Source organism: Pseudozobellia sp. WGM2, from assembly GCF_017810075.1.
Lineage (GTDB): Bacteria > Bacteroidota > Bacteroidia > Flavobacteriales > Flavobacteriaceae > JADNYK01.
The window spans coordinates 15,041-39,158 of the sequence record NZ_JADNYK010000008.1 but is presented as its reverse complement, the minus strand read 5'-3'; the positions used below and the strand labels follow the sequence as shown (position 1 = coordinate 39,158).

The window sequence follows — 24,118 nt, the reverse complement described above, 5'->3', positions numbered from 1 at the left end:
ATTATATTATTCTCTATTTAACGCGATTTTTCACACTTCTCTTTCAGTATCCCACGCTTCCAAATAATCGGCAACCGCTTTTACGAACATGCTTCCCAATGCTCCGTTCACCACCCTATGGTCATAACTATGTGATAAATACATTTTACTTCGAATACCTATAAAATCACCTTCTTTAGTTTCTATGACAGAAGGAATTTTTCTAATGGCACCCAATGCCAAAATACCTACCTGCGGTTGATTGATGATAGGCGTACCAAATACGCTACCAAAAGTTCCTACGTTCGTAACGGTATACGTACCCTCTTGAACCTCATCGGGTTTTAGATTATTACTTCTCGCCCTGTCGGCCAAATCATTAATTACTTTGGCCATACCTACCAGATTGAGCTGGTCGGCATTTTTAATCACGGGAACTATCAGATTACCATCTGGTAAAGCTGCCGCCATACCGATGTTTATATTTTTCTTTTTTATGACTTTGTCACCAAGAACAGAAATATTCATCATGGGATACTTCTTTAATGCCTTGGCTACAGCTTCCATAAAGATTGGGGTGAACGTCAACTTTTCACCTTCACGCTTCTCAAAATCACTTTTTACCGAATTACGCCAATTGACGATATTGGTAACATCTACTTCTATGAAACTTTGCACATGCGCCGAGGTAGAAACACTATCCGACATGTGTTTGGCTATCAACTTGCCCATGCGGGTCATTTCAATAACCTCACCATTGGTGGTATTAGAGTTAGCGGATACATTCGATTCTTTCTGCTCTTTCTTTTCAGGAACAACAGAAGAAATCTCCTTTTCTTTTGTATGCTCAATAGGAGCTTTTGCCACAGCGGTCTCTGTCTGTCCGTTTTCAACATAGGCCAGAATATCGTTTTTGGTTACCCTGCCTTCTTTGCCTGTACCTTGTATAGAATCTAATTGCTGTACAGAGATACCTTCTTGCTTTGCAATATTTTTTACCAAGGGGGAATAAAATCTTTCTGTGCCGTTCGTACCTTGTTCTTTACGAACGGGCGAAGACACTACTTCTTTAGCCACTTCGACCCTTTCTGCAACAGCGGCAGTCGCCTCGGCGGCAGAAGACTTTTCGCTACTGTGTTCATCACCTTCACTCACATCTTCAGTTGTACCATCAGTCTCAATGATAGCAACGGTCTGCCCCACTTTGACAACATCATCAACCTCGAACAGTTTTTCAACGAGAACACCTTCGACCTCACTGGGTACCTCAGAATCGACTTTATCGGTAGCTATTTCAAAAATAGGCTCATCTAATTCAATGGTATCACCGATCTCTTTGAGCCATGTTGTTAAGGTGGCCTCAGCAACACTTTCACCCATGCGTGGTAATTTCAGTTCAAATTTTGACATATTCCTATTTTATACTTGTAATATTTGAATTTTGCTGCAAAAATACTAAAAAAACTAGCAGTGTATTACATTTACCGCATTCGTTAATTTGCTTTTAAAGAATTCTCGAAAGGAATCCTGTTCAAGATACTCCTTCCTAAAGTAACCTCATCGGCATATTCTAATTCATCTCCAACGGCTATACCTCTTGCTATAGTCGATGTATTCACCTCATGCCCTTCCAATTGTTTATAGATATAAAAATTGGTCGTATCGCCCTCCATTGTTGAACTTAATGCAAAAATAAGTTCTTTCACTTCACCCTGCTTGACTTTACCCACCAAAGAAGAAATAGTCAAATCTTGCGGACCAACTCCTTCCATCGGTGAAATTTTACCGCCTAAAACGTGGTAAAGTCCTTTATACTGACTCGTATTTTCGATAGCCATTACATCTCGAATATCTTCAACTACACACACCAAACTTTTATCGCGCCGGGGGTTTGAACAAATCTCACATATGGGTAAATCAGATATATTGTGGCAATTTTCACAGAATTTAATCTCACTTCTCAAATTTTCTAAGGCCGACACCAATCTAGTAGTTTGATCTTGAGGCTGTTTTAGCAAATGCAACACCAATCGCAATGCCGTACGTTTACCGATACCGGGCAACTGCGACATTTCATAAACTGCATTTTCAAGAAGTTTGGAGGAAAAATCCATTTCGTCAATTTTCGAAACAAAATTACAATTTTATATGTGTTCTTATATTCATGGAAGAGATTTTACTATCTACACCAACGTTCTTAAAATAGAAAAGCGGGGCATTGCCCCGCTTTTTTGATATCAATTGAGAAACCTTTCTTTAGAAGTGATTAAAAGAAAGTCTAGTAACCCGTGTTTTGTGTCAGATTAGGACTATTGATAATTTCTTGTTCCGGTAAGGGGAACAACAAATGCTTCTCTTGTAACGCCTGATCTGAATTCAGGTTAACATGCCCTATAAAATCATCAAAGCCTCCCGTCGTACTATTGTACACCTTTCTCAGGCGTACCATATCGAACCAAACTTTCATTTCAAAACAGAGTTCATGCCATCTTTCCGTCCAAACTGCTTCCTGAAAAGATTGTTGGTTAAACGAGCCTAATGCGGGCGTGTCTAACTCAGCTCTATCTCTTATAGCCTTAAGGGCATCATACGCCTCTTGCCCTGGTCCATTAACCGCGTTTTCAGCTTCCGCATAAATCAGAAGCACCTCTGCATATCTAAAAATTGGCAGGTTTAAATTATCCTTTGCAGTGCCCTCTACTCCTTGACTACCATTGGCAATCACATTAAAATGCTTGAAAATATAAGGTTTGCCCAGGTTAATGGAATCTCCACTACCATTTTCGAAATAACTTGTATAAAACCAACCTTCCTGATTTTCTTTTCTTAGGTCGCCATCTTCAAAAGAATTATAAAAATCGATATCGGGTATAGTACTACCTGTACCTGACGGACCCCGATAGGTTACCGGTTGAAAATTAGGAAACATATTACCCATAGGATTGCCCGCGACTAAATCGTTGTACTGTAAGCTAAAAATATGTTCTCCCATATTATTTAGAGTCTCAAGATGTACTTCATTATAGGTATCGAACAAACGAAGTGGACCGGCGTTATCAATAACTTCTTTCGCCTTGGCAGCTGCATCTGCATACCGTGCCGTTTCGTTGATCGGTGCACCTGCCATCGTTAGATATACTTTCGACAACAAAGTTTTAACTGCCGATTGTGATACACGGCCAGAATCATTGGTCCATGGCAATCCTGCGTTCTCTGCTTCCAATAAATCAGATACGATTAGCGTATAAACTTCTTGTTGAGATGCCCTAGTAGGGAAAAAGTCTTCAGATTCAGCACTCTTCTGAGGAGCAGTTATCAATGGCACATCACCCCAAATACGAACAGCATAAAAGTAGGCCCATGCCCTTAAAAATTTCGCTTCGCCTAAAACTTGGTTCTTCTGGGCATCGTCCATATCTATACCGGGAACATTCTCCAGTACTAAATTCGCATTCGCGATTACTTTATAGATACCGCGCCACCAATTTCTAATATGCAAGGTGTTGTCGTCAAAAGATAGCGAATACAGGTTGTTTAAATCAGAGTTTTGCGCGGTCTCCGTTGTTGTGGTTCCTGTAGGAGCCATCAAAAATTGCCAGTTAGAAGAGAATATACCGGCCCCATCACCAATAAATCTCGCATCGGCATATACAGCGGCTATGGCGGCTTCTGCATGAGTAGCTGTTGTATAAAAACTTGTTGGTTGTAAATTAGAAGGGTCTTGCTCATCTAGAAAATCAGAACAACTTACGGCTCCTAAGAACAGGGCAACTAGCCCCATAGTTTTCGTTGTAAAATATTTTATATTTATTTTCATAATATCTTTTCTTTTTTGATTTGTTAAATACCCACCTGAAGACCTAATACAAACGTGGTAGACCTCGGGTACTCGTGCCATTTCATACCTTGTGAAAATACATTACTACCTTCATTACCGCGTATAGGCGTTACTTCAGGATCCCCGATCAATTCATCGTCTACCCATAAAAAGAAGTTTTGTGTCGAGGCATAAATTCTTAATTTGTTCAAATACAATCTCTCCAACAATTGGGGTTGAAAAGAATAGCCCAAGATTAGATTTCGACCTCTTAGAAATGAGCCATCTTTAATCCAATGAGAATCTACAGTGGTCACATACCCTGCACGAGTATCACGCACTTGAGCAATCATAGTATTTTGGTTATCAGGGGTCCACGCATTAAGTACAGTTCTATAACTGTTGGCCAAAGCCTGTCGGTCTTCACTGGAGTGAAGGTTCATATCCATCACATCGTTACCCCATGAGTATTGAAGATCAACAGTTAGATCCAATCCTTTATAAGTGAAATTATTAATAAAACTACCGGAAGCTGTAGGATAGCCATTACCTATAATTGTTCGGTCTTCATCATTGATGATTTTATCACCGTTGAAATCTTTATACTTAATATCTCCAGGCAATAAGGTCAAACCATTTCTATAACTGACAAAACTGGCAGCTTCTTCCGCCTCATCTGTACCCCACACGCCCAATCGCGTAAGCCCCCAGAATGAACCGACAGGTTCACCAATACGAATTACGTTTGTGGGATTGGTTATACCAGGCCCCCCTACCCCAAAAATATCGGAAGGCGTGGCAAGCGAAAGCACCTTATTACGATTCATTGTAATATTGAAATTTGTAGTCCAATTAAAATCGTCTAAGTTTACATTAACCGTATTTAGCGAAATTTCAAGCCCCTTATTTTCCATAGAGCCTACATTTCTCTTTATAGTAGTATAACCCGAAGTATTCGGCACCGGAGCATCTAACAGCATATCGGTAGTCTTTCTATAATATACATCCGCTTCAATACCTATACGGTTATTGAACAGGCCGACTTCGAGACCTACATCGTACTGTGCTGTTTTCTCCCATTTTAAATCTGGGTTTTCCAGTCTATTCAACCCTGTGCCTCCAACTAAACTACCTCCCCAAATGGTCTGATAATCCGAACCTAATAATGACAAGGAACTGTATGGGGCGATTTCAGAATTACCTGTTAAACCGTAACTCGTTCTTAACTTTAGGTTCGATATGGTTTCGCTGTCAACCAAAAAGTTTTCATCAGAAATTCTCCAAGCAACCGCCGCAGAAGGAAAGAAAGAAAACTTATTGTTGTCTCCAAATTTCGAGGAACCATCTGCCCTACCCGTAACGGTGAAAAGATACTTGCCGTGTAGGTTATAATTAACTCTACCAAAGTAAGAGTTCAATGCTTCTCTTTCAGAATTTGAACCCACCCGAATATTGTTGGAACCTGCCCCAAGGTTATTATATTCAAAGTAATCAGTAGGAAAATTATTGGCCTCGGCATTAAAGAAAAAAGAGTTCGTTTGCTGCCAAGATAGACCTAACAAAGCCGTTAATGAGTTGTTCTCGTTTATTTGTTTATCGTAGGTCAGGTAGTTTTCAATAGACCAGAAAATCTCTTTATTGCTACTTGAAGACGCAAAAGCCTGACTGTTGCCTGCCAAAGTAGCATCACGAAATTCCGGGTTTTCTTGAGTAATAACATTTGCACCGACCACTGATCGCATTTGAAGTTCATCGGTAAAGCTGATATTGGAATATGCACTACCCGATGCGGTCTGGGTATTTAGAATATACTGTTGGCCATCTAGGCGGTGAACCGAACTAAATGTACCCTCGGCAAAGGGATAATCTCTGTTGTCTGCAAAAATACCTTCCCTAGGGTGACCCGCAGGATAGCGAACCGGTAGAAACGGAAAATCTTCTACCATTCTTCGTGGTACCTGATCATTTGTGTCGGCCAAATTTTCCGTTTGATAATTATAACTTAATGTACCGCCGATTTTGACCCACTCTTTAATTTGATCATCGATTGAAAACCTACCGGAATAACGTTTTAGATAGGTGTTTTTCAATAATCCCTGTTCATCATTGATTCCCATAGAAAGTGCGTAGGTGGTTCTCTCATTACCTCCAGAAAAGCCCAACTGATGATTTTGAGACAATCTATGTTGCTGTACCTCTTTTGCCCAGTTCGTGTCATAAAGGGCATTACCATTACTATCGAATAATGGTGCAATTAAGGGGTCGGCCCTTTTCAATCTAGGCTCGTATTGCGCATAGTTGCCATTGGCCCATCCTTCAGGGTCGAATTTTTGTGTATTTTCCCAAGATAGCTGTTCTACCCTTAAATATTCTTCAGAATTTAAAACTTCAGCTCTATTAGGGCCGAACTCTTTGACATTGTATTCTACACTGTAGCTTATTCGACCTTGGCCGGCACGACCTCTCTTTGTTGTTACTAAAATAACCCCATTCGCCCCTCGGGCCCCATAAATTGCCGTCGAAGAAGCATCTTTTAATACCTCAATGGACACGACGTCATTCGGATTTAAAAAATCTATTGCAGAACTATATTGATCTAAGTTTCCCTGAGGTAATTGCACCCCATCGACTACATAAAGTGGATTGTTCGAAGAATTAATCGAACTGAACCCCCTGATCCTTACATTGGTTTTACCTCCCGGACGACCTGAGTTGGTATTTACCTGAACACCGGCAATTCTACCGGCCAGCGATTGGTTCAACGATTGTACCGGTCTTTCTTGAAGCTCATCAGCATCGACCTGCCCTACTGCACCGGTAAGGTCAGACTTTCTCTGACTACCGTAACCAATAAGCACTACTTCCTCTAGTTCAGAAGCGTCTTGCTGAAGAACTACATCGATTTCGGACCTGTCGTTTACTTGAATTTCTGAAGACTTGTATCCAATATAACTGAATACTATTGTAGCGTCTCCGCCTACATTCGATATGGTATAGTTACCATCAAAATCGGTCTGGGTACCATTAGTGGTACCTTTTACTAAAACGTTCGCACCGGCTAACGGGCCGGTCTCATCTGAAACGTTTCCACTTACTGTTTGCGCCATACTGATGCCATAACATAAAAATGCCCCGACAAGCAGAAAGCTTTTTAAGATTGTTCCCCTCATAATTTAGTTTCTTTTTAGTTAACGTTAACATAAATTAACATGTGAATGTAGTATTTCTCCTCTGCTACGATACCTATCAACACGTTAAATTATCGTTAAAAAGTTGTGATTAATCGATAAAATACATGGAGGATGCATTTTTATGAATTTGGAATTTAACAGGTACTTCTTTTAAGATTTCAATTATTCATTAGTAAATTTTACTATTCAACTTTTCGTAATTTGTGGCGAAATTAAAGTTTCATGACCGCCATCCACATTCTTATTCTAATTGGAGCCTATTTTTTACTGCTCTTATTAATTTCCTATTTCACTGGAAAAAATGATTCTAATGTGGACTTTTTCAAAGCAGGCAAGTCATCACCTTGGTACCTTGTGGCTTTTGGCATGGTCGGCGCGTCGCTATCGGGAGTAACCTTTATTTCGGTGCCTGGTTGGGTCGCCACTTCTGAGTTCAGTTACATGCAAGTAGTTTTTGGCTATCTAGCCGGTTATCTTGTAATCGCCTATGTACTACTCCCCATTTACTATAATCTAAATGTGACCTCGATTTACGAATACCTTGAAAAACGTTTCGGTACGGTAAGTTATAAGGTAGGAGCGGTGTCTTTTTTTATCTCTCGTGTTCTTGGAGCATCTTTTCGATTATTTCTGGTTGCCATTGTACTACAACAATTTGTTTTTGATGACCTCGGTGTACGGTTTGAAGTAACTGTTATACTCTCTATTTTGTTAATATGGATATATACATTTAGGGGCGGAATCAAAACTATTGTATGGACGGATACCTTACAAACCACATTCATGCTTCTATCTGTCGGACTATCTATTTATTTTATCAACCAAAAACTTGATTGGACCGTTTCTGAATTTTTAGGTTCTAATGAATTAAAGCAGTACAGTAAAATGATATTCTTCGATGATTTCTTCGGAAAGACCCATTTTGTCAAATCATTTTTAGGAGGTATGTTCATTACCATTTGTATGACAGGTCTTGACCAAGATATGATGCAGAAGAATTTAACATGTCGCTCATTAAAAGATGCACAGAAGAACGTAGTCTCACTTAGTCTTGTTTTAGTAATTGTCAATTTTATCTTTCTATTGTTGGGAGCGTTGCTTTTCATCTATGCCGATAAATTCAATATTGCTACACCTTTAATGAACGGTCAAGCAAAATCAGATTTACTTTTTCCTGAAATAGCTTTAAATAGTGGATTGGGTATCGTGGTGGCCATAACATTTATGCTAGGCTTGATCGCTGCCGCTTACAGCAGCGCCGATAGTGCCTTAACATCGTTGACCACCTCATTTTGTGTCGATTTTTTAGGTATCGAAAGAAGACCCGAAGCGAGCCAAAAAAAGATTAGAAAAACCACTCATGTAGCAATGAGTCTTTTACTTATATTGGTAGTAATCTTGTTCAAGCATATTCTAGACACCAATGTCATAGACGGCCTATTACAGGTGGCAACCTACACTTACGGCCCTTTATTAGGCTTGTTCACTTTCGGAATTTTCACCAAATATCAATTAAAAGACCGGTATGTATGGCTTGTAGCCGTATTCGTAGTTATTTTAATCTATGCTATTGCATCAATACCTTCAGATGCACTGGGCGGATATCAAATTGGCTATGAACTACTACCCATCAATGGGCTATTAACCTTCATAGGTTTATGGTTCATTCGAAAAAAGGACTAATAGAATTTTGAGAATGAGAGAACTTCAAATGTTAAACTTTGATGCGAAAAATCGTACTGATTCTTCTGTCAGAGAATTTAATACTGGCCGGTTGCTAAAAGTACCAAAGTACAGGCGACCTCTGCCTTGATCCCATTTTCTGCGAGTTTTTTATAAAATTCTGGGTTCTCAGTTCCTGGATTGAAAATAACGCGCTTTGGTTTCAGTTGTAAGATTTTGTCGATATATTCAGGCTGACGCTTTGCACCAATATATAAAGTAATAGTATGAACATTTTGAAAATCATCAAAATTGGTCTTTATTTGTATGTCTCTGATTTTACCTTCCTTCAGACCAAATGCTACAGTATCAATATTATGCTCTACAAGACGGTTCACAGCAAGGTTACTATAACGATTTTGTTTTAGGGAGGCGCCAAGAACAAGTGTTTTTTTCATCTATATAGAGGTATGTTAAAGTTTACGAATATTTGTAACTTTTAAGATTCACCATCGTCTAATAATAATAGGCTATAGTTGAAACCATATGATAAAAGTTGTTGATGAAGCTATAATTTATAGTTAATGGTTAGTGTTTAGTATAGTGGAGTCAATGACAGAAACCCCGATGGAGACATCGGGGTTTTGTGTTCTATACTTTCTACCACTTTATGATAGCGCTACCCCATGTGAAACCACTGCCAAATGCTGCCAGAACCACCAAGTCTCCGCTTTTAATTTTACCGGCTTCCCAAGCCTCTGTCAAAGCTATTGGTATAGATGCTGCCGTAGTATTACCGTACTTCATTATGTTATTAAAAACCTGATCGTCAGCTAAACCAAATTGTTTCTGAATAAATTGAGAAATTCTCAAGTTAGCTTGATGTGGCACCAATAAATCGATATCCGTTGGCTGAAGGTTGTTGGCCTTCAATCCTTCTAAAATAACCTCACTAAAACGAACTACAGCATTCTTAAAAACAAATTGACCATTCATATGCGGGTAGTACGATTCGTCTTGAGGGTCATTTTCCTCTAATATATCGGTCACCCATCGCTTACCCATGCCCGGTGCAATCAACGAGAGTTCTTCTGCATGCTGACCTTCAGAATGTAAATGTGTAGATAGCACACCCTTGGTCGTATCTTCTTCACGGCTTAGGACCGCAGCACCGGCACCATCACCAAAAATTACTGATACGGCCCTACCTCTAGTTGTCATATCAAGACCTCTTGAATGCAACTCGGAACCAATAACCAAAATATTTTTGTACATACCACTTTTTATGTACTGATCTGCAACAGATAGTGCATAAACAAAGCCCGAACACTGATTTCTAACATCTAAAGCACCAACTGTCTTTATACCTAGGTCACGTTGTACCAAAACCCCCGGACCTGGAAAATAATAATCAGGACTTAATGTGGCAAATACAATAAAATCGATGTCATCTTTATCTATACCAGCTCTTTCTATTGCTACTTTCGCAGCTTTGACCCCCATACTTGTAGTCGTGTCTTGTTCGGGAACCACATGCCTTCTTTCCTTAATTCCGGTTCGTTCTTGAATCCATTCATCGTTTGTATCCATGATTTTTGATAAATCATCGTTCGATACGACATTATCTGGAACATAATAACCGAGCCCTGTAATTTTTGAGTTGTACATAATCTATAATTATACAAAAAATTTAGTTCATCTCTTTCCGATGTATTCGTAAAACAATCTTCTATTTACATGAATACAAATAAAGAAATACAAAAGTAGATAAGAATTACTATTAAATTCGTAATTAATGTATGCCAAGATAGTTATTTTACGGTACGCTGTCGAGACCGTTCAAATGATTTCTTCACTACAATATGAGATAGTCAATTTTTAACAAGTAGAATATAAGATTCAAATGGGTCGGTGGCAGAATTTAATTTTATATAAAAAACATGCCCTCATTTAGAGGGCACGTTCTTAAATAACCTAACTATTTGTTCGTAGTGCGGTATAGAATAAACTTTTTCATAGCAATTTTCTATAACCCCCATCGAAATTAATAATTTGTTTAATAAAAAACAAAAATTATTAAACAAAGTAATCTTACTTAAAATTCAATCATTACAAACGCCTGATAAAAGATGTCAGTTTGTCACCATATACTTATGTGGTATTTTTTTTGACTTCAAGAGATATCACCAATGAAGAGGTAAATCCACTTATGGATGTTATTAACCAAAAACATATATAACGTCTCCATAGAGACATTAAAAGTATAATTTATGGCAACAGGTAAAATCAACGTTTCAGTAGATAATATTTTTCCACTGATCAAGAAATTTTTGTACAGTGATCATGAGATTTTTCTAAGGGAACTTATTTCGAATGGCACAGATGCCACATTAAAATTAAAGCATTTAACTGCTATTGGCGAAGCTAAGGTCGAATACGGCAGCCCTAGAATCGAAGTGAAGATCGATAAAGATGCTAAAAAGCTTCATGTCATCGATCAAGGGATAGGAATGACCGAAGACGAAGTCGAAAAATATATTAACGAAGTTGCATTTTCGGGTGCCGAAGAGTTTTTGAACAAATATGAAGACGGGGCCAAAGATGCTGGAATCATAGGTCATTTCGGACTAGGTTTTTACTCTGCCTTTATGGTTGCCCACAAGGTTGAAATTATAACCAAAAGCTTCAAAGAAGGTTCCGAGGCCGTATATTGGAGTTGTGACGGATCACCAGAATTCACTTTGACCAAAGGTGAGAAAGAAGAGCGAGGTACTGAAATAATTCTGCATATTGCCGATGACTCTACCGAGTTTTTAGAAGAGAACCGTATTAGCGAATTATTAAGCAAATACAACAAGTTCATGCCCATACCCATTAAATTTGGCATGAAAACAGAAACGCTTCCTAAACCGGAAGATGCTAAAGAAGATGATCCGGCACCGACCCAAGAAGTCGATAACATCATCAACAACCCTAACCCAGCATGGACCAAGCAACCTACAGACCTGGAGGAAGATGACTATAAAAGGTTTTATAGAGAACTGTACCCAATGCAGTTCGAAGAGCCTCTTTTTCACATTCATCTTAATGTTGATTATCCGTTCAATTTAACCGGTATTCTTTACTTCCCGAAATTGACCAACGATCTCAATGTTCAAAAAGATAAAATTCAGCTATATCAAAACCAAGTTTTCGTTACCGATAACGTAGAGGGTATCGTACCTGAATTCTTGACGATGCTTCGTGGAGTCATTGATTCGCCAGATATTCCGTTAAACGTTTCTCGTTCATACCTACAGGCCGACGGTGCCGTAAAGAAAATTTCTTCTTATATCACTCGAAAAGTTGCCGATAAATTGAGTTCATTGTTCAAAAACAATCGAGAAGATTTTGAGCAAAAATGGAACGACATTAAAATAGTTATCGAGTACGGTATGCTTTCTGAAGATAAGTTCTTTGAAAAAGCTGACAAATTTGCACTATACCCAACCGTTGATGGTAAAAATTTCACTTTTGAAGAATTACAGGAAAAAATTAAAGATAATCAGACCGATAAAGACGAAAAGACGGTAATTCTTTATACTTCTGACAAAGAATCTCAACACAGCTATATCGAGGCGGCGAAAGCCAAAGGTTATGAGGTTTTGTTATTAGACTCGCCCATTATTGGCCATCTAATGCAAAAACTTGAAACTTCTAAAGAAAAAATTTCTTTTGCCCGTGTGGATGCCGACCATATAGACAACCTTATTAAAAAAGAAGATACCCAGATATCTAAATTATCAGATGAGGAAAAAGAAAAGCTCAAAACCAGTTTAGAAGAGGTGATTGACGACAAGAGCTATACCGTTCAGCTAGAAGCTATGGACAGTGGTTCTTCACCGTTTATTATCACCGAGCCTGAATTCATGAGAAGAATGAAAGAAATGCAGCAGACAGGTGGCGGTGGAATGTTCGGTATGGGCAATATGCCAGATATGTACAACATCGTTGTTAATACCAATCATGAATTGGTAAGTGAAATTCTTAATACTAAGACCGCGAAAAAGCGTGAACGTTTGATCAATCAATCAATTGATTTGGCAAAGCTTTCCAAAGGGCTTTTAAAAGGTGAAGAGTTGACAGACTTTATCAATCGAAGTTATGAGATGGTGAAGTAATCGGCCATCTAGTCCAACTAAAAAGCTCCAAAAATAATTTTTTGGAGCTTTTTTTAATTCTACTAACTTTCGCCTACCAGTAAATAGGGCCTGTGCCTAAATACTTATCTGCTATGGGCTTGTAATAATCAATCACATCTTCTAAATCATAAATTTTTTGAGATTTAGTATACAGGTCGTATTTATTGAAATCTTTTATAATCTGCAGGTACTTTTCATCTTTTTTATTCAACAGCTCTTTATAGCTTCCGCCTGTATGCCAAGGGTAAAAAGAATGATACCTTATCATTACCATGGCTTCTTCTGGCAAGGTATTCTCTTTGTGATTAGCCAGCACTCGATATAAATACTCATCATGGCCCCATGCCAAATCTAGATTATCCAATCCGCAGCCTTCTTCATATATACCTGTCGTAGTATTGTATTCAGGGTTCGACATATCAGCATTAAGCTTGTTAAACTCTGGATAAACACATGTATCGGGTAGTTTACAACCTACTACGAACACATCGCCTACCGTACCCCATTGTTCATCTTGACTGGTTCCATCTTCATCGCTACCCCACATAAACATCACCTTACCTAAATCATGTATGAGTCCGGTCAACTGCATCCAATCAGGTCTATTATCTGCCCTGATCGCTTCTGCACTTTGAATCAAATGCTGAACATTCGGCAAATCAAGGTCAGGATCACTAACATCTATCAATTTGTTCAAGTGGGCCATAGCTTCGAATAAGGGCATTGGTTTATCGAACTTCAAATATTTCTTGTGCATTCTTTGCACATAATCCACTGTTTGATTGGTTCTCATTTTTCGATAATGCTCCTTCACCGCAGCCTTTACATCTACGGCCTCATAATTTCTGAAAGTCTTTTCCATTAGAGTTGTTTCAAGTTTACTGTGAGTTTAGTTTTATTGTATGCTAATAACGTTTAAAGTGTTAAAATCACACATTTCCCAGTACAATGTACAAAATAATTGCAAAAAGTACGAGTACAGCACTAAAGTGCTTGGCATATTTCCAGGGCTTTAAGTCTAAAACACCGGCATCTTTCATTATAAATCGTTCTTCTTTTTGCATTAGTGCAGATGCAATATGCATCACGATAATGTTTAGCACAAATTCTATTCCCCAAATATGGATAAAATGCAAGTTTACTTGGATTACATGGTCCATAATCACATAAAAGACCAACCCGAAAAGTAGTCCTATTTTGGCACCACCTGCAGATACCTTCGGGAACAAAAATCCAGCAATAATAACACTTGCTATAGGAATAAAGAAAATTCCGTTCAACTGCTGTAAAAGCTGATATAGGCCTTCTGGTGCATTCGCCACGAACGGTGCAATACCTATTGCGAAAACGGCCAACAAGGCTGATGTCCATTTTCCCATGATCACCAGCTTTTTATCACTTGTATTTTTATTAATGTAGCGCTTATAAATACCCAAACTGAAAAGAGTAGCGGCACTATTGAGCGCACTATTGAACGTACTTAGAATGGCGCCCATCATTACGGCTACAAAAAAACCTGTGAGCCATAAGGGCAGTACCTTTTTGACCAATAATGGGTATACGCTATCGGGGTTGGCATATAAACTATCACCAAAATAATAATAGCCGATAAGCCCCGGAAGAACCACTACCATGGGTACCAGTATTTTTAACAATCCCGTAAAGAGAAGCCCTTTTTGTGCCTCTTTAAGGTTCACGGCCCCCAAAACCCTTTGAATAATAGACTGGTGCATACACCAAAAGTAAATTTGATTGAGCATGAAACCGGTAAAAAGCACCTCGAATGGCAATATAGCCTTACGTGCCCCTTCGCCTACTCCGGGCTCGTCACTTATCACATTAAATTTTTCGGGTGCATTGTCGAACACCTCACTGAAACCGGTAAATACGTTACCATCACCAATACTTAACAAAGCTAGAATGGGCACCAATAAACCAGCGACCAATAGACCAAATCCATTAATAGTATCGGTATAAGCTACCATTTTCAAACCTCCAAAAATGGCATAAATAGCGCCTATCACACCCACTATCAAAATCGTTATCCAAATACCTCGCTCTTGACTGACATCGAGGAGGCTAGAAATCTCGAAAATGGCCTCAATATTCAAAGCCCCAGTATATAGTACAATCGGTAATAAGGTTGCCACGAATGAAAAAATCAGCAAGACGGCTATAAGTGTTCGCGTAAGCCCATCAAATCTCTTTTCGAGAAACTCCGGTATTGTGGTGAGCCCCATCTTTAAATATCGAGGCGCAAAGTAAAGCGCGGCGATTACCAAGGCTATGGCCGAAGTCACCTCCCAAGCTATTATTATCGCTCCGTTTCGATAGGCAGAACCATTGAGCCCTACTAAATGCTCAGTAGAGATATTCGTGAGCAGAAGTGATCCAGCGATTACAATGCCCGTTAAAGAACGACCGCCGAGAAAATAGCCGTCTTGAGTATCGAGTTTATCTTTTCTGAGCTTATAGGTTGCATAAAAAGCAACGAAACCCGTAAATATTAAAAATGTTAATAAAGCCATAGCGATAAATGTATATATTTTTTTTCAACATTTATAGCCTATGGTAACTGACAAGAGATTCAACTTTTAATTATAGGATAGTAAACTAAATTTTATCTTTTCTATCTCTTTAACACTCAAAAATTTAAATCAGATACCCTATTTTATTTAGGTCATCAAATCATAGCAAATAAAACATTATTTGATACCAATGTGATAAATATCATAGCTCGAACAAACCAACTTAAATACCTTACTATTAAAATATTTCGTATTTTATCATATATCAAAGTAAATAGTACAAAATTAAAGGCCTTTACCAACAACTATGAAGTTTTGATAGGCAAATTCGAAAATGATAATTATTGTGCTCTTGTTTGAGCATAATGTAAAGATTATTCAACAGATGAGCTAAAAATCTAAAACGCAAACGTTTTATAATCGATTTTGATTGCAAATACTTAATTAACAATAAATTACAAATTAATCGAAATTGTTCAGATAAAAGATTATTCTCATCTTTGACATTAATATTGTAGCCTTTTAACTACAACAAGTTTAGTTATTTTAATACTAATCAAACCGTGGTCAAAATGATATATCAGGAAATAAATGCCTCCGGAAATTTTACATCTTGGGAAACTTCAAAGCTAAATGAACTTAAGGAAGAGCAAATCTCCACTGATTTGGGCCAATCACTTCTATTTGAGAATGATTCACTACGTATATGGGAAATCTTTCTACAACCGGGAGAAAGAATGGGTTTTAGGAAAATCATCAATAACTACAATCTTGTATCAATGGGTATAGGTCTTTCTATATCTAGATGTGAAGATGGTAGTATTAACCTATATAAATTTAACGAAGGTGATACATTTTTTATAAATGCCGCAAACGAATCTAAGGTTCAAGATTTAGAGAATATCGGTGATTTACCCCTATATCTAAATATTATGGAGTTCAAATCTTTTTATATTACTTGTGATGAGCAAATAATTTCTGTGCTCAAAGAAAGATGAGATTACAAAAGTAGAATGCACGCTCTGCTTCATCGAGATATGAAATTTTCATTGCTACTCAAAACGGACTTCGCTATCTTTGAGAATGCATATTATTTCAACAAATATCGGAAACCCGGTAACATTTACCTGGAACGGAAAAGAAGAAAAAACTGGAATTTTTAAATATCCCGTAGAAGAGTCAATTTATCTTAGAAAAGAAGATGTGGGCCAAGACACAATCATCGACAGGGTGCATCATGGCGGTAAAAATAAAGCCTGCTATCTTTTTTCGACCTTGCACTACCCCTACTGGAAAAATCTGTATCCAAAACTTGAATGGGATTGGGGTATGTTCGGTGAAAATCTTACTGTAGAAGGTTTAGACGAAAAGCAAATACGCGTCGGCAATATTTATAGAATAGGTTCGGCACTCGTTCAAGTATCTCAACCCCGTGAACCTTGTTATAAACTAGGCGTGCGTTTCGACAATCAAAAAATTTTAAAAGAATTTATCGACCATGGCCACCCTGGTACTTATGTTCGTATTCTAGAAGAAGATAAAGTACGTAAAGGTGATCAAATGGAATTAATCGAAGAATCAATAAACGAACTTACCGTTTACCAGTTCTATCAACTTTTGTATCTTAAAGAAAAACCGAAAGAATTACTAAATATATTTATGGCAAACCCTTCAGTACCACAATACAAAAAAGATAAATTACAAAAACACCTATAAGCTTTCGAACATTTTGGTGAGCTGAATTATAGAATTGATTTTTCTATAAAAAACCTAAGTACGCAAACTTAAATTTTTATGAACTTGAACGAATCTTGGCATTATTATCTAATGGCCACACTATACGTACTTGCAGGAATTAACCATTTTATAAAACCAAGAACTTATAAACGAATAATACCTAATTACCTACCGAATCCGAAAATTTTGGTAATTCTAAGTGGTATTATAGAAATCTCACTTGGTTTGGCCATGCTCTTTACAACAACAAAAAATTATGCTCTCTATAGTATTATTTTAATGCTCTTTGCATTTTTACCCGTACACCTTTATATGCTAAGCGACCCTAAAGCATCTATGGGCTTACCCAAGTGGCTGTTGTTGGTTAGATTACCATTACAATTCTTATTAATGTACTGGGCGTTTGCTTACCTATAAAATTCAAAAGCCCCGTGGTGCAATACCAGCGGGGCTCTTAACTCAACTCAACTTAAACTACTATTTTAACAACTATTTTACACTAATAGTTTCGTAATAAGATTTTTTACCATCGGTAACTACAACTGTATAAACATCTTTAAAAGCTGTCTTGAAGTTGAAAACTTTTTCTACAACCATGGTATCTTTCCATTCTTGAGAGAAAACCAAGCGGTTACTACTATCGAATACATCAACGTTCACCTTATTTTTATCAAGGTTCAAATGGTTGAAATATATAACTCCCTCTTTTTTTCTGTAAACTGGCTTAGTATCTTCTTTCTTATCAAGAATAGAAATACTTGAACCGTCAACATCAATAGTATAGGTAGTGGTTCTTAATGAATCGTCAGTCAAGAAATAGTACTGACCATCTTTCAAGTTTTGAAGGTCAAACTTTTTGGCATATCCAACTTTCTCAACAGTTTCGTAATAAATTACGTTACTTTCTTTATCTAAAAGTTTAATGGTAGTCTTACCGGCATCTGCTTCCAGTTCAAATACTACACTTTTGGTGTTCTCGTTGGTAATAAGGCTTAATTTCCCTTCGCTGGCCGAAGCTGTCATTGTTCCGAACATAAGGGCGATCATTGCTGCTGTTCTAAATACTTTTTTCATGACATTTTGTTTTTAAACCAGTCTCTCAACAGGTTTGGTTAATAATCTGATACAAACATACCACCGAATACCCCACCTCACTACTACACACTTTTCCTATTTATGTGCTATTTTAACATGGCGAATAAACACTTATTCATTAAAGGGTAATTTTGAACATTTTTTGGTTAATTTTGCAAAGATTAGCTCTTTAGGGCTATTGTAAATTTGCATTATGGAAAAGAAAATCTCCCTTTCTCAGAAGCCAGCTTTTGAGGCCATAGAGCCAAGTTTTGGGCATTCTTATACTTATCAGAAGTTCGATGCCACAAAAAACAATAAACAAAGTATTTGGCACTACCACCCCGAAATTGAATTAGTGCATGTAAACGGTGGTTCTGGTAAGAGACAAATAGGTAGCCACGTTTCGTATTACTCTAACGGTGACCTTATATTAATAGGTAGTAATTTACCACATTGTGGCTTTACAGATAAGCTCACCGGAAATGAATCGGAGACGGTTATACAAATGAAGCAAGATTTTTTAGGAAACGATTTCTTTAAGATTCCTGAAATGAAGAACATTCAGAATTTGTTCGAAATTGCTAAAGGAGGTATTGCCTTCTCCGGTAAGACCAAAAGAAAGCTAGGTGAGAAATTGCTCATTTTAGAATACCAAACCGATTTTCAGCGATTGCTTTCTATACTAAATATCTTGAACGAGTTGGCGGTTTCAAAAAATTTCAAGATTTTAAACGCTGAAGGCTTCTCTATGGAAACCGAGGTCAAAGACAATGATCGAATCAATATTGTCTTTAATCATGTGAAGAGCAATTTCAAAGAAGAAATTACTTTAGATGAGATTGCATCTTTAGTTAGTATGACAGTACCTTCGTTTTGCCGATACTTTAAAAAAATCACTAATAAGACTTTTGTTCAATTTGTGAACGAGTATAGATTGGTGCATGCTTCAAAACTATTGGCCGAACAGCCTATGAGTATAACTGAAGTTTGTATGGAAAGTGGTTTTAACAACTTTTCGCATTTCAATAAACAGTTCAAGGCATTCACGGGCCAAAACCCCTCTGAGTATAGAAACGAGTTAAAAAATGTTCTACATTAATGCAACGGCTTTTACCGACAGAAAATGATTTAAAATTGGTCGATAGTACTATACACTACTACCCAAATTTTTTTAGTAGTGATGAAGCTGACTTGCTATTTAAATGTTTACGAAGTACGGTGCGCTGGCAACAAGACAAAATTCAGGTGTTCGGAAAAGAATATTTACAACCTAGACTTACCGCACTATACGGTAACAACAATAAGAGTTATTCTTATTCTCATATTACGATGAGACCCCATACTTTCTCCAGTGAACTTTTAAAAATAAAAAATAAAGTAGATAAACATTGTAATGTTGATTTTACTACTTGTCTAATAAATCTATATAGAAATGGCAAAGACAGCAATGGCTGGCATGCCGATAATGAGAAAGAATTGGGAAAAAACCCGATTATAGCTTCTGTTTCTTTAGGTCAGGAACGATTTTTTCATCTCAAACACAGGGCTTGCAAAGCTCAGCGGTACAAATTACTATTGGAATCCGGTAGTTTATTGATCATGTCGGGCAAAACACAGAAATACTGGTTACACCAAATACCCAAAACATCTAGAATTCTTGACGAACGCATAAACCTGACCTTTAGAATCATAAAATAAAAAAACGACCTCTTAGAAAGAGGTCGTTTTTCTTGGCCCATATTTTTTTCTGAAGAACCGTACTGTCTTTAATAAGCGGGCGATACCATTAATATACTCATACTGAACTTCTTATTAATATAACTTCAAAACGTGTTCCAAAGTACATCTATTCGTTCAAATTTTATTTTTATCAGATAAATTGTTGTGTAGCCTATAATTATGTATGTCTATTCAAGAAAAAACTTCGTTGAGAACTTTGGCCAACCGTATTCCACCCTTTTGAAGCTGTTTCTCAACAGTACTCCACCAGTCATAACTATATCGGTAATATAATTTTTCACCGGCCTCTACCGAATCATATACCTCATTGGCAATATCTTGACTCTCTTCTACCCATTCATAAATACTGCCTTTTTGAATCAAGCTGACCCTTTCTTTACTTAACTTGGGTAACGAGGCAGAAAGTTCGGTGTAACTCATACCATAATCGTTTATCATATGGCTATCCCAAACCCGATGAAGGTTGGTACCTTCATTGAACCATTGCAATTGAATATCATTGCCTCCCCTATCTTCCGATCGGCCAACGTGCATAGGTTGATGAAGATCACCCATTAAATGCACCAACATTTTAAGATAGAAGGCCTTATCGGCAGTTGTTCTATTTTCATCCCCTACGATTTCGATGCATTTTTCTATACCAATAATAATATCACCCTGCTCACTGGGCTTGACATCCGTATATTTCTTATCTGCCGGAAAATTCACATAGTGCCAAGGGCCGAACTTTCGGTAGGCCGTATCAGACTTAATATCATCTGCAAAATTCGAAACCGTGGCCAGACTTCTGCCGTTCAATAATTCTTTAATAGCTCTCTTGGCTTTTCTTGAAAGGTGCTTTTCAGCAATTTGACCAACAGCCCTATGGCCGGTCTTAGACCAGTCACCATCATTTGCCAAAATGAAATTTGAGATAAAAATCAATAAGAAAGCTATTCTTTTCATACCACTAATTTGTCGTCAAATGTAGCCATTGTGGTTTAATCTAATGTTAAGGAGCACTCCGTTTTCATTTTTTAATTTGATATTGCAAGCCTTAAAATCTGTGTATTGATACTAAAAGGAATAAAAAATAGGTTTTTAAGAATTGGCATATTATCCGTAGTCGGTCTTTTCATTTTCTCCGTAGTTTTCATAATGAGCGTAAACTGGGGGCTATGGGGCAAGTTGCCTTCTAAAGAGGACCTTTCCGATTTTCAATATCAGAGAGCATCTGAAGTTTATACTGCAGATAGCATGCTTATTGGTAAATACTATCTTTTCGATAGGCAACCGATTGACTTTGATGATATTCCAGAAAACGTACTCAATGCATTAGTGGCCATAGAAGATGAGCGTTTCCACGAACATTCTGGTATCGATTACCAAAGTTTGGGTAGAGTAGCGTTAAAGACCATTTTAATGCAAGATCAATCAGCAGGTGGAGGAAGTACCCTTACACAACAATTGGCCAAAAACCTATACCCTAGAAGAGACCGTAAGCAAACCAATATTGTAGTCGATAAACTTAAGGAAATGTTCATTGCCAAGCGCATTGAAAAAATTTACTCTAAGCAAGAAATTTTAGGGCACTATTTAAATACCGTTTCATTTGGCGACAATACTTTTGGCATTGAAAGTGCTTCACTCAAGTTTTTTAATAAAAAAACTCAAGATTTAAAACTTGAAGAGGCGGCCGTTTTGGTTGGCATGCTCAAGGCGACCTACGGGTATAACCCTAGGGTTTTTCCTGAAAGAAGCTTGGACCGTAGAAATTTGGTCTTGGCATCAATGCACAAAAATGAAATGCTACCTGAGAATCAAAAAGATAGTTTAATTAATTTACCGTTGACCCTAAACTATCGTGAGTACGATAATAACGATGGATTGGCGCCCTATTTCAGGGAAGAGGTAAGAAAGAAATTACTAAAATGGACCAAGGAGCAGCGAGAAGAAGGTAACGAGTACAACATCTATACCTCAGGTCTAAAAATCTATACCACCCTTGATTACAATATGCAATTCTGGGCCGAAAAAGCCATGAGAGATCATATGAAATCGCTTCAAGAACGCTTCGAGAAAAGCTATGGAAAAAGTGCGCCTTGGGCTACCAATAAAAAATTGATCGATAAACTGATCAAACAATCAAGCATCTATAAAAAATTAAGCGCTTCCGGTCTTGATGAAAAGCAAATTATGGACTCGCTCAACCAAAAGAAAAAGATGATTTTGGTCGATTGGGAGGGTAAAAAAACTATTCAGGCCAGCTCTATTGATAGTTTGAAACATTATATGAAATTTCTCAATACCGGCTCATTGGCCATTGAACCTAAAACTGGGGCTGTAAAAACTTGGATAGGTGGTGTAGATTTTGAACACTTTAAATATGATCACGTCGCTCAGAGTAAAAGACAAGTGGGTTCGACATTTAAGCCTTTGGTGTATACCGCAGCCTTAGAAACCGGTATTGAACCTTGCACTTATTTTTCTGCGGAAGAAGTAGAATATGAAAACCTAAAGGGTTGGTCACCAGGAAATTCTGGCGAAAAAGATGAAGCTTACCTCAACTATTCTATGGAGCAAGCCTTGAGCAACTCCGTGAATACCGTTGCGGTAAAAGTCATGGAGAAAACGGGGATAAACAATGTAATTGCCATGGCTAAAAATATGGGCATTTTCACCAAGTTACCAGAAGAGCCTTCACTGGCTTTGGGTACGGGAGAAATATACCTCAATGAACTGGCAGGGGCCTATGCGAGCTATATGAACAATGGGCGCGCTGTTTTACCTTATTTGATTAATTCTATTTCTGACCAAAAAGATTCTCTTTTGGTTAAATTCGAGCCCAAGCGGGCGGTTGAAACTGCCTTCTCAGAACAGACACGGCAAATCATGGTCGAGATGATGAAGTCGACAATCGACAAAGGTACCGCTTCACGCATTCGCGGTACTTACAAATTGAATAATGCCATTGCGGGTAAAACGGGAACTACCCAAAATAATAAGGATGCCTGGTTCGTCGCCTTAACCCCAGAACTGGTTCATGTAACCTGGGTTGGGCTCGATAATCACGAAATTGGTTTTAGAAGTACCAGTTTAGGCCAAGGTGCAAGTGCGGCGTTACCGATTTTTGCAAAATTTATGCAAGAAATGAACAAGCATCCTTCATATAATTACATAACAAAAGCTCAATTTAAAAAACCGGATCCCCTCGTTCTCGAAATGCTAGACTGCGAACCGGTCAAACGTGATGGCTTTTTCAAACGTTTGTTCAAGAATCCTGATAAGAAAAGAAAAAAACAATTCAAAGGTCGCAACTCTGCACCCTAATAAGTTTCGAACTAGGTCGAACCCTTTTCAATTCTTATTTTTGTGTTCTCATTCAAAGCTTGAAATCATTGAAATATAAAATACTTTGCTCCGATTTAGACGGCACCTTACTTTCTTCAAAAAGCGATGTATCTGATTTTACTATAGCCGAAATCAATAGAATTAAAAGTCAGGTAAGGGTTGTTCTTGTGTCTGCAAGAATGCCCCGTGCAATGACCTATCTTCAACGTAGGCTGGGAATCGAAAACCAACCTTTGATCTGTTATAATGGCGCATTGGTACTAGACGGTGAAAATAAAATCGCATCCGCTGAAATAACTATTCCCTTTTTAAACGAGGTATATGCTTTGGCCATGGTTCACTCTATAAAATTGGGCCTATACCATGGTAATGAATGGTATGTTGAAGAGAACAGCGAGCGCGTACGTAAAGAAATTAGATATACGCAAACCACACCTGTATTTAGAGCTACTAAAGACACCCTAGCAGACTGGCAGTCTAGAGAACTAGGTGCACATAAAATAATGCTTATGGGTACCAAGAATACTTCAGATGCCATATTCCCTATTTTAGAAGAGCGATTTTCAGAAGATTTAAATCTTTACCGTTCAAACGATACCTTAATTGAAATTGCGCCAAAATCAGTTTCAAAACTTACTGCGATAAAATTATTGTTAAAAGATGATGAAGAGCTTTCGGATGTCATCTCTTTCGGTGACAATTATAACGACATAGAGATGCTACAACATACAGGTTTAGGTGTGGCCGTGGGCAATGCAAGAGAAGAAGTCAAAACTATTGCCAATGAAGTTACTCTTGCCAACACAGAACATGGGGTAGCCAGCTTTATAAAGGAGCATCTTGTATTTTAACTATATTTGGTAAAAAGCAAGTCCG

The 24,118-nt window shown here is 37.8% G+C and carries 19 protein-coding genes; 9 read left to right on the top strand and 10 right to left on the bottom strand.

The window, feature by feature from the left end; translation table 11 throughout:
• Nucleotides 1–30: 30 nt before the first annotated feature.
• The 4 genes from IV512_RS16465 to IV512_RS16450 all read right to left on the bottom strand — a co-directional run bounded on the left by IV512_RS16465 (nt 31) and on the right by IV512_RS16450 (nt 6,966).
• On the bottom strand, nt 31–1,389 hold the full coding sequence (locus IV512_RS16465) for a dihydrolipoamide acetyltransferase family protein (protein ID WP_209405337.1): 1,359 nt from the start codon (nt 1,387–1,389) through the stop codon (nt 31–33).
• A gap of 83 nt (nt 1,390–1,472) precedes the next feature.
• Nucleotides 1,473–2,093 carry a recombination mediator RecR gene (gene recR / locus IV512_RS16460; RefSeq protein WP_209405335.1) on the bottom strand — a complete coding sequence of 207 codons (621 nt, stop codon included), beginning with the start codon at nt 2,091–2,093 and terminating at the stop codon, nt 1,473–1,475.
• A gap of 164 nt (nt 2,094–2,257) precedes the next feature.
• Nucleotides 2,258–3,796 carry a RagB/SusD family nutrient uptake outer membrane protein gene (locus IV512_RS16455; protein WP_209405333.1) on the bottom strand — a complete coding sequence of 513 codons (1,539 nt, stop codon included), beginning with the start codon at nt 3,794–3,796 and terminating at the stop codon, nt 2,258–2,260.
• A 23-nt stretch (nt 3,797–3,819) separates the two neighbouring features.
• Nucleotides 3,820–6,966 (bottom strand): TonB-dependent receptor, encoded by a 3,147-nt coding sequence (locus IV512_RS16450; protein ID WP_209405331.1) that lies wholly within the window; start codon nt 6,964–6,966, stop codon nt 3,820–3,822.
• Between the two features lie 243 nt (nt 6,967–7,209).
• Here IV512_RS16450 and IV512_RS16445 point away from each other — a divergent pair, with 243 nt between their 5' ends.
• Nucleotides 7,210–8,670: a sodium:solute symporter gene (locus tag IV512_RS16445; RefSeq protein WP_209405329.1), complete on the top strand. Its 1,461-nt coding sequence runs from the start codon at nt 7,210–7,212 to the stop codon at nt 8,668–8,670.
• Between the two features lie 77 nt (nt 8,671–8,747).
• On the opposite strand, the gene IV512_RS16440 is transcribed toward IV512_RS16445, so the two are convergent.
• Both IV512_RS16440 and IV512_RS16435 read right to left on the bottom strand, forming a co-directional pair.
• Nucleotides 8,748–9,107 (bottom strand): CoA-binding protein, encoded by a 360-nt coding sequence (locus IV512_RS16440; RefSeq protein ID WP_209405327.1) that lies wholly within the window; start codon nt 9,105–9,107, stop codon nt 8,748–8,750.
• A 202-nt stretch (nt 9,108–9,309) separates the two neighbouring features.
• On the bottom strand, nt 9,310–10,317 hold the full coding sequence (locus tag IV512_RS16435) for a 3-oxoacyl-ACP synthase III family protein (RefSeq protein WP_209405325.1): 1,008 nt from the start codon (nt 10,315–10,317) through the stop codon (nt 9,310–9,312).
• 602 nt (nt 10,318–10,919) lie between these two features.
• Here IV512_RS16435 and htpG point away from each other — a divergent pair.
• Complete coding sequence (htpG, locus tag IV512_RS16430; RefSeq protein ID WP_209405323.1) at nt 10,920–12,809, top strand: molecular chaperone HtpG; 1,890 nt, start codon at nt 10,920–10,922, stop codon at nt 12,807–12,809.
• A gap of 73 nt (nt 12,810–12,882) precedes the next feature.
• Here the strand turns inward: htpG and IV512_RS16425 are convergent, their stop codons facing one another.
• Nucleotides 12,883–13,692 carry an inositol oxygenase family protein gene (locus IV512_RS16425; protein WP_209405322.1) on the bottom strand — a complete coding sequence of 270 codons (810 nt, stop codon included), beginning with the start codon at nt 13,690–13,692 and terminating at the stop codon, nt 12,883–12,885.
• 67 nt (nt 13,693–13,759) lie between these two features.
• Entirely contained in the window at nt 13,760–15,358 is a 1,599-nt protein-coding gene (locus tag IV512_RS16420; protein ID WP_209405320.1) for a solute:sodium symporter family transporter, read from the bottom strand.
• Nucleotides 15,359–15,930: 572 nt separating this feature from the next.
• Between IV512_RS16420 and IV512_RS16415 the strand changes: the two genes are divergently transcribed.
• The 3 genes from IV512_RS16415 to IV512_RS16405 all read left to right on the top strand — a co-directional run bounded on the left by IV512_RS16415 (nt 15,931) and on the right by IV512_RS16405 (nt 17,512).
• Nucleotides 15,931–16,356: a hypothetical protein gene (locus IV512_RS16415; RefSeq protein ID WP_209405318.1), complete on the top strand. Its 426-nt coding sequence runs from the start codon at nt 15,931–15,933 to the stop codon at nt 16,354–16,356.
• A gap of 85 nt (nt 16,357–16,441) precedes the next feature.
• The gene (locus IV512_RS16410) at nt 16,442–17,074 is read left to right on the top strand and encodes an MOSC domain-containing protein (RefSeq protein ID WP_209405317.1); all 633 of its coding nucleotides are present in this window, start codon (nt 16,442–16,444) and stop codon (nt 17,072–17,074) included.
• Nucleotides 17,075–17,152: 78 nt separating this feature from the next.
• A complete protein-coding gene (locus IV512_RS16405) occupies nt 17,153–17,512 on the top strand; it encodes a MauE/DoxX family redox-associated membrane protein (protein WP_371743309.1) in 360 nt (119 codons plus the stop codon).
• A 72-nt stretch (nt 17,513–17,584) separates the two neighbouring features.
• On the opposite strand, the gene IV512_RS16400 is transcribed toward IV512_RS16405, so the two are convergent.
• Nucleotides 17,585–18,169 carry a hypothetical protein gene (locus IV512_RS16400; RefSeq protein WP_209405315.1) on the bottom strand — a complete coding sequence of 195 codons (585 nt, stop codon included), beginning with the start codon at nt 18,167–18,169 and terminating at the stop codon, nt 17,585–17,587.
• 214 nt (nt 18,170–18,383) lie between these two features.
• On the opposite strand from IV512_RS16400, the gene IV512_RS16395 reads away from it, so the two are divergent.
• Together IV512_RS16395 and IV512_RS16390 are read left to right on the top strand one after the other, a co-directional pair.
• Entirely contained in the window at nt 18,384–19,271 is an 888-nt protein-coding gene (locus IV512_RS16395; protein ID WP_209405314.1) for an AraC family transcriptional regulator, read from the top strand.
• Nucleotides 19,271–19,870, top strand: coding sequence for an alpha-ketoglutarate-dependent dioxygenase AlkB (locus tag IV512_RS16390; RefSeq protein WP_209405312.1), 600 nt, complete (start codon nt 19,271–19,273; stop codon nt 19,868–19,870). The genes IV512_RS16395 and IV512_RS16390 overlap by 1 nt, the downstream gene beginning before the upstream one ends.
• Nucleotides 19,871–20,083: 213 nt before the next feature.
• On the opposite strand, the gene IV512_RS16385 is transcribed toward IV512_RS16390, so the two are convergent.
• On the bottom strand, nt 20,084–20,857 hold the full coding sequence (locus tag IV512_RS16385; RefSeq protein WP_209405310.1) for a S1/P1 nuclease: 774 nt from the start codon (nt 20,855–20,857) through the stop codon (nt 20,084–20,086).
• 105 nt (nt 20,858–20,962) lie between these two features.
• Between IV512_RS16385 and IV512_RS16380 the strand changes: the two genes are divergently transcribed.
• Complete coding sequence (locus tag IV512_RS16380; RefSeq protein WP_245224895.1) at nt 20,963–23,221, top strand: penicillin-binding protein 1A; 2,259 nt, start codon at nt 20,963–20,965, stop codon at nt 23,219–23,221.
• 68 nt (nt 23,222–23,289) lie between these two features.
• On the top strand, nt 23,290–24,093 hold the full coding sequence (locus IV512_RS16375) for a Cof-type HAD-IIB family hydrolase (protein ID WP_209405308.1): 804 nt from the start codon (nt 23,290–23,292) through the stop codon (nt 24,091–24,093).
• Nucleotides 24,094–24,118: the final 25 nt, after the last annotated feature.

Coding starts and splice junctions, on each gene's coding strand:
- IV512_RS16415 (WP_209405318.1), top strand. CDS start 15,931: ATGATATATCAGGAAATAAATGCCTCCGGAAATTTTACATCTTGGGAA.
- IV512_RS16450 (WP_209405331.1), bottom strand. CDS start 6,966: ATGAGGGGAACAATCTTAAAAAGCTTTCTGCTTGTCGGGGCATTTTTA.
- IV512_RS16465 (WP_209405337.1), bottom strand. CDS start 1,389: ATGTCAAAATTTGAACTGAAATTACCACGCATGGGTGAAAGTGTTGCT.
- recR (WP_209405335.1), bottom strand. CDS start 2,093: ATGGATTTTTCCTCCAAACTTCTTGAAAATGCAGTTTATGAAATGTCG.
- IV512_RS16445 (WP_209405329.1), top strand. CDS start 7,210: ATGACCGCCATCCACATTCTTATTCTAATTGGAGCCTATTTTTTACTG.
- IV512_RS16435 (WP_209405325.1), bottom strand. CDS start 10,317: ATGTACAACTCAAAAATTACAGGGCTCGGTTATTATGTTCCAGATAAT.
- IV512_RS16420 (WP_209405320.1), bottom strand. CDS start 15,358: ATGGCTTTATTAACATTTTTAATATTTACGGGTTTCGTTGCTTTTTAT.
- IV512_RS16455 (WP_209405333.1), bottom strand. CDS start 3,796: ATGAAAATAAATATAAAATATTTTACAACGAAAACTATGGGGCTAGTT.
- IV512_RS16440 (WP_209405327.1), bottom strand. CDS start 9,107: ATGAAAAAAACACTTGTTCTTGGCGCCTCCCTAAAACAAAATCGTTAT.
- IV512_RS16385 (WP_209405310.1), bottom strand. CDS start 20,857: ATGAAAAGAATAGCTTTCTTATTGATTTTTATCTCAAATTTCATTTTG.
- IV512_RS16425 (WP_209405322.1), bottom strand. CDS start 13,692: ATGGAAAAGACTTTCAGAAATTATGAGGCCGTAGATGTAAAGGCTGCG.
- IV512_RS16410 (WP_209405317.1), top strand. CDS start 16,442: ATGCATATTATTTCAACAAATATCGGAAACCCGGTAACATTTACCTGG.
- IV512_RS16390 (WP_209405312.1), top strand. CDS start 19,271: ATGCAACGGCTTTTACCGACAGAAAATGATTTAAAATTGGTCGATAGT.
- htpG (WP_209405323.1), top strand. CDS start 10,920: ATGGCAACAGGTAAAATCAACGTTTCAGTAGATAATATTTTTCCACTG.
- IV512_RS16405 (WP_371743309.1), top strand. CDS start 17,153: ATGAACTTGAACGAATCTTGGCATTATTATCTAATGGCCACACTATAC.
- IV512_RS16395 (WP_209405314.1), top strand. CDS start 18,384: ATGGAAAAGAAAATCTCCCTTTCTCAGAAGCCAGCTTTTGAGGCCATA.
- IV512_RS16400 (WP_209405315.1), bottom strand. CDS start 18,169: ATGAAAAAAGTATTTAGAACAGCAGCAATGATCGCCCTTATGTTCGGA.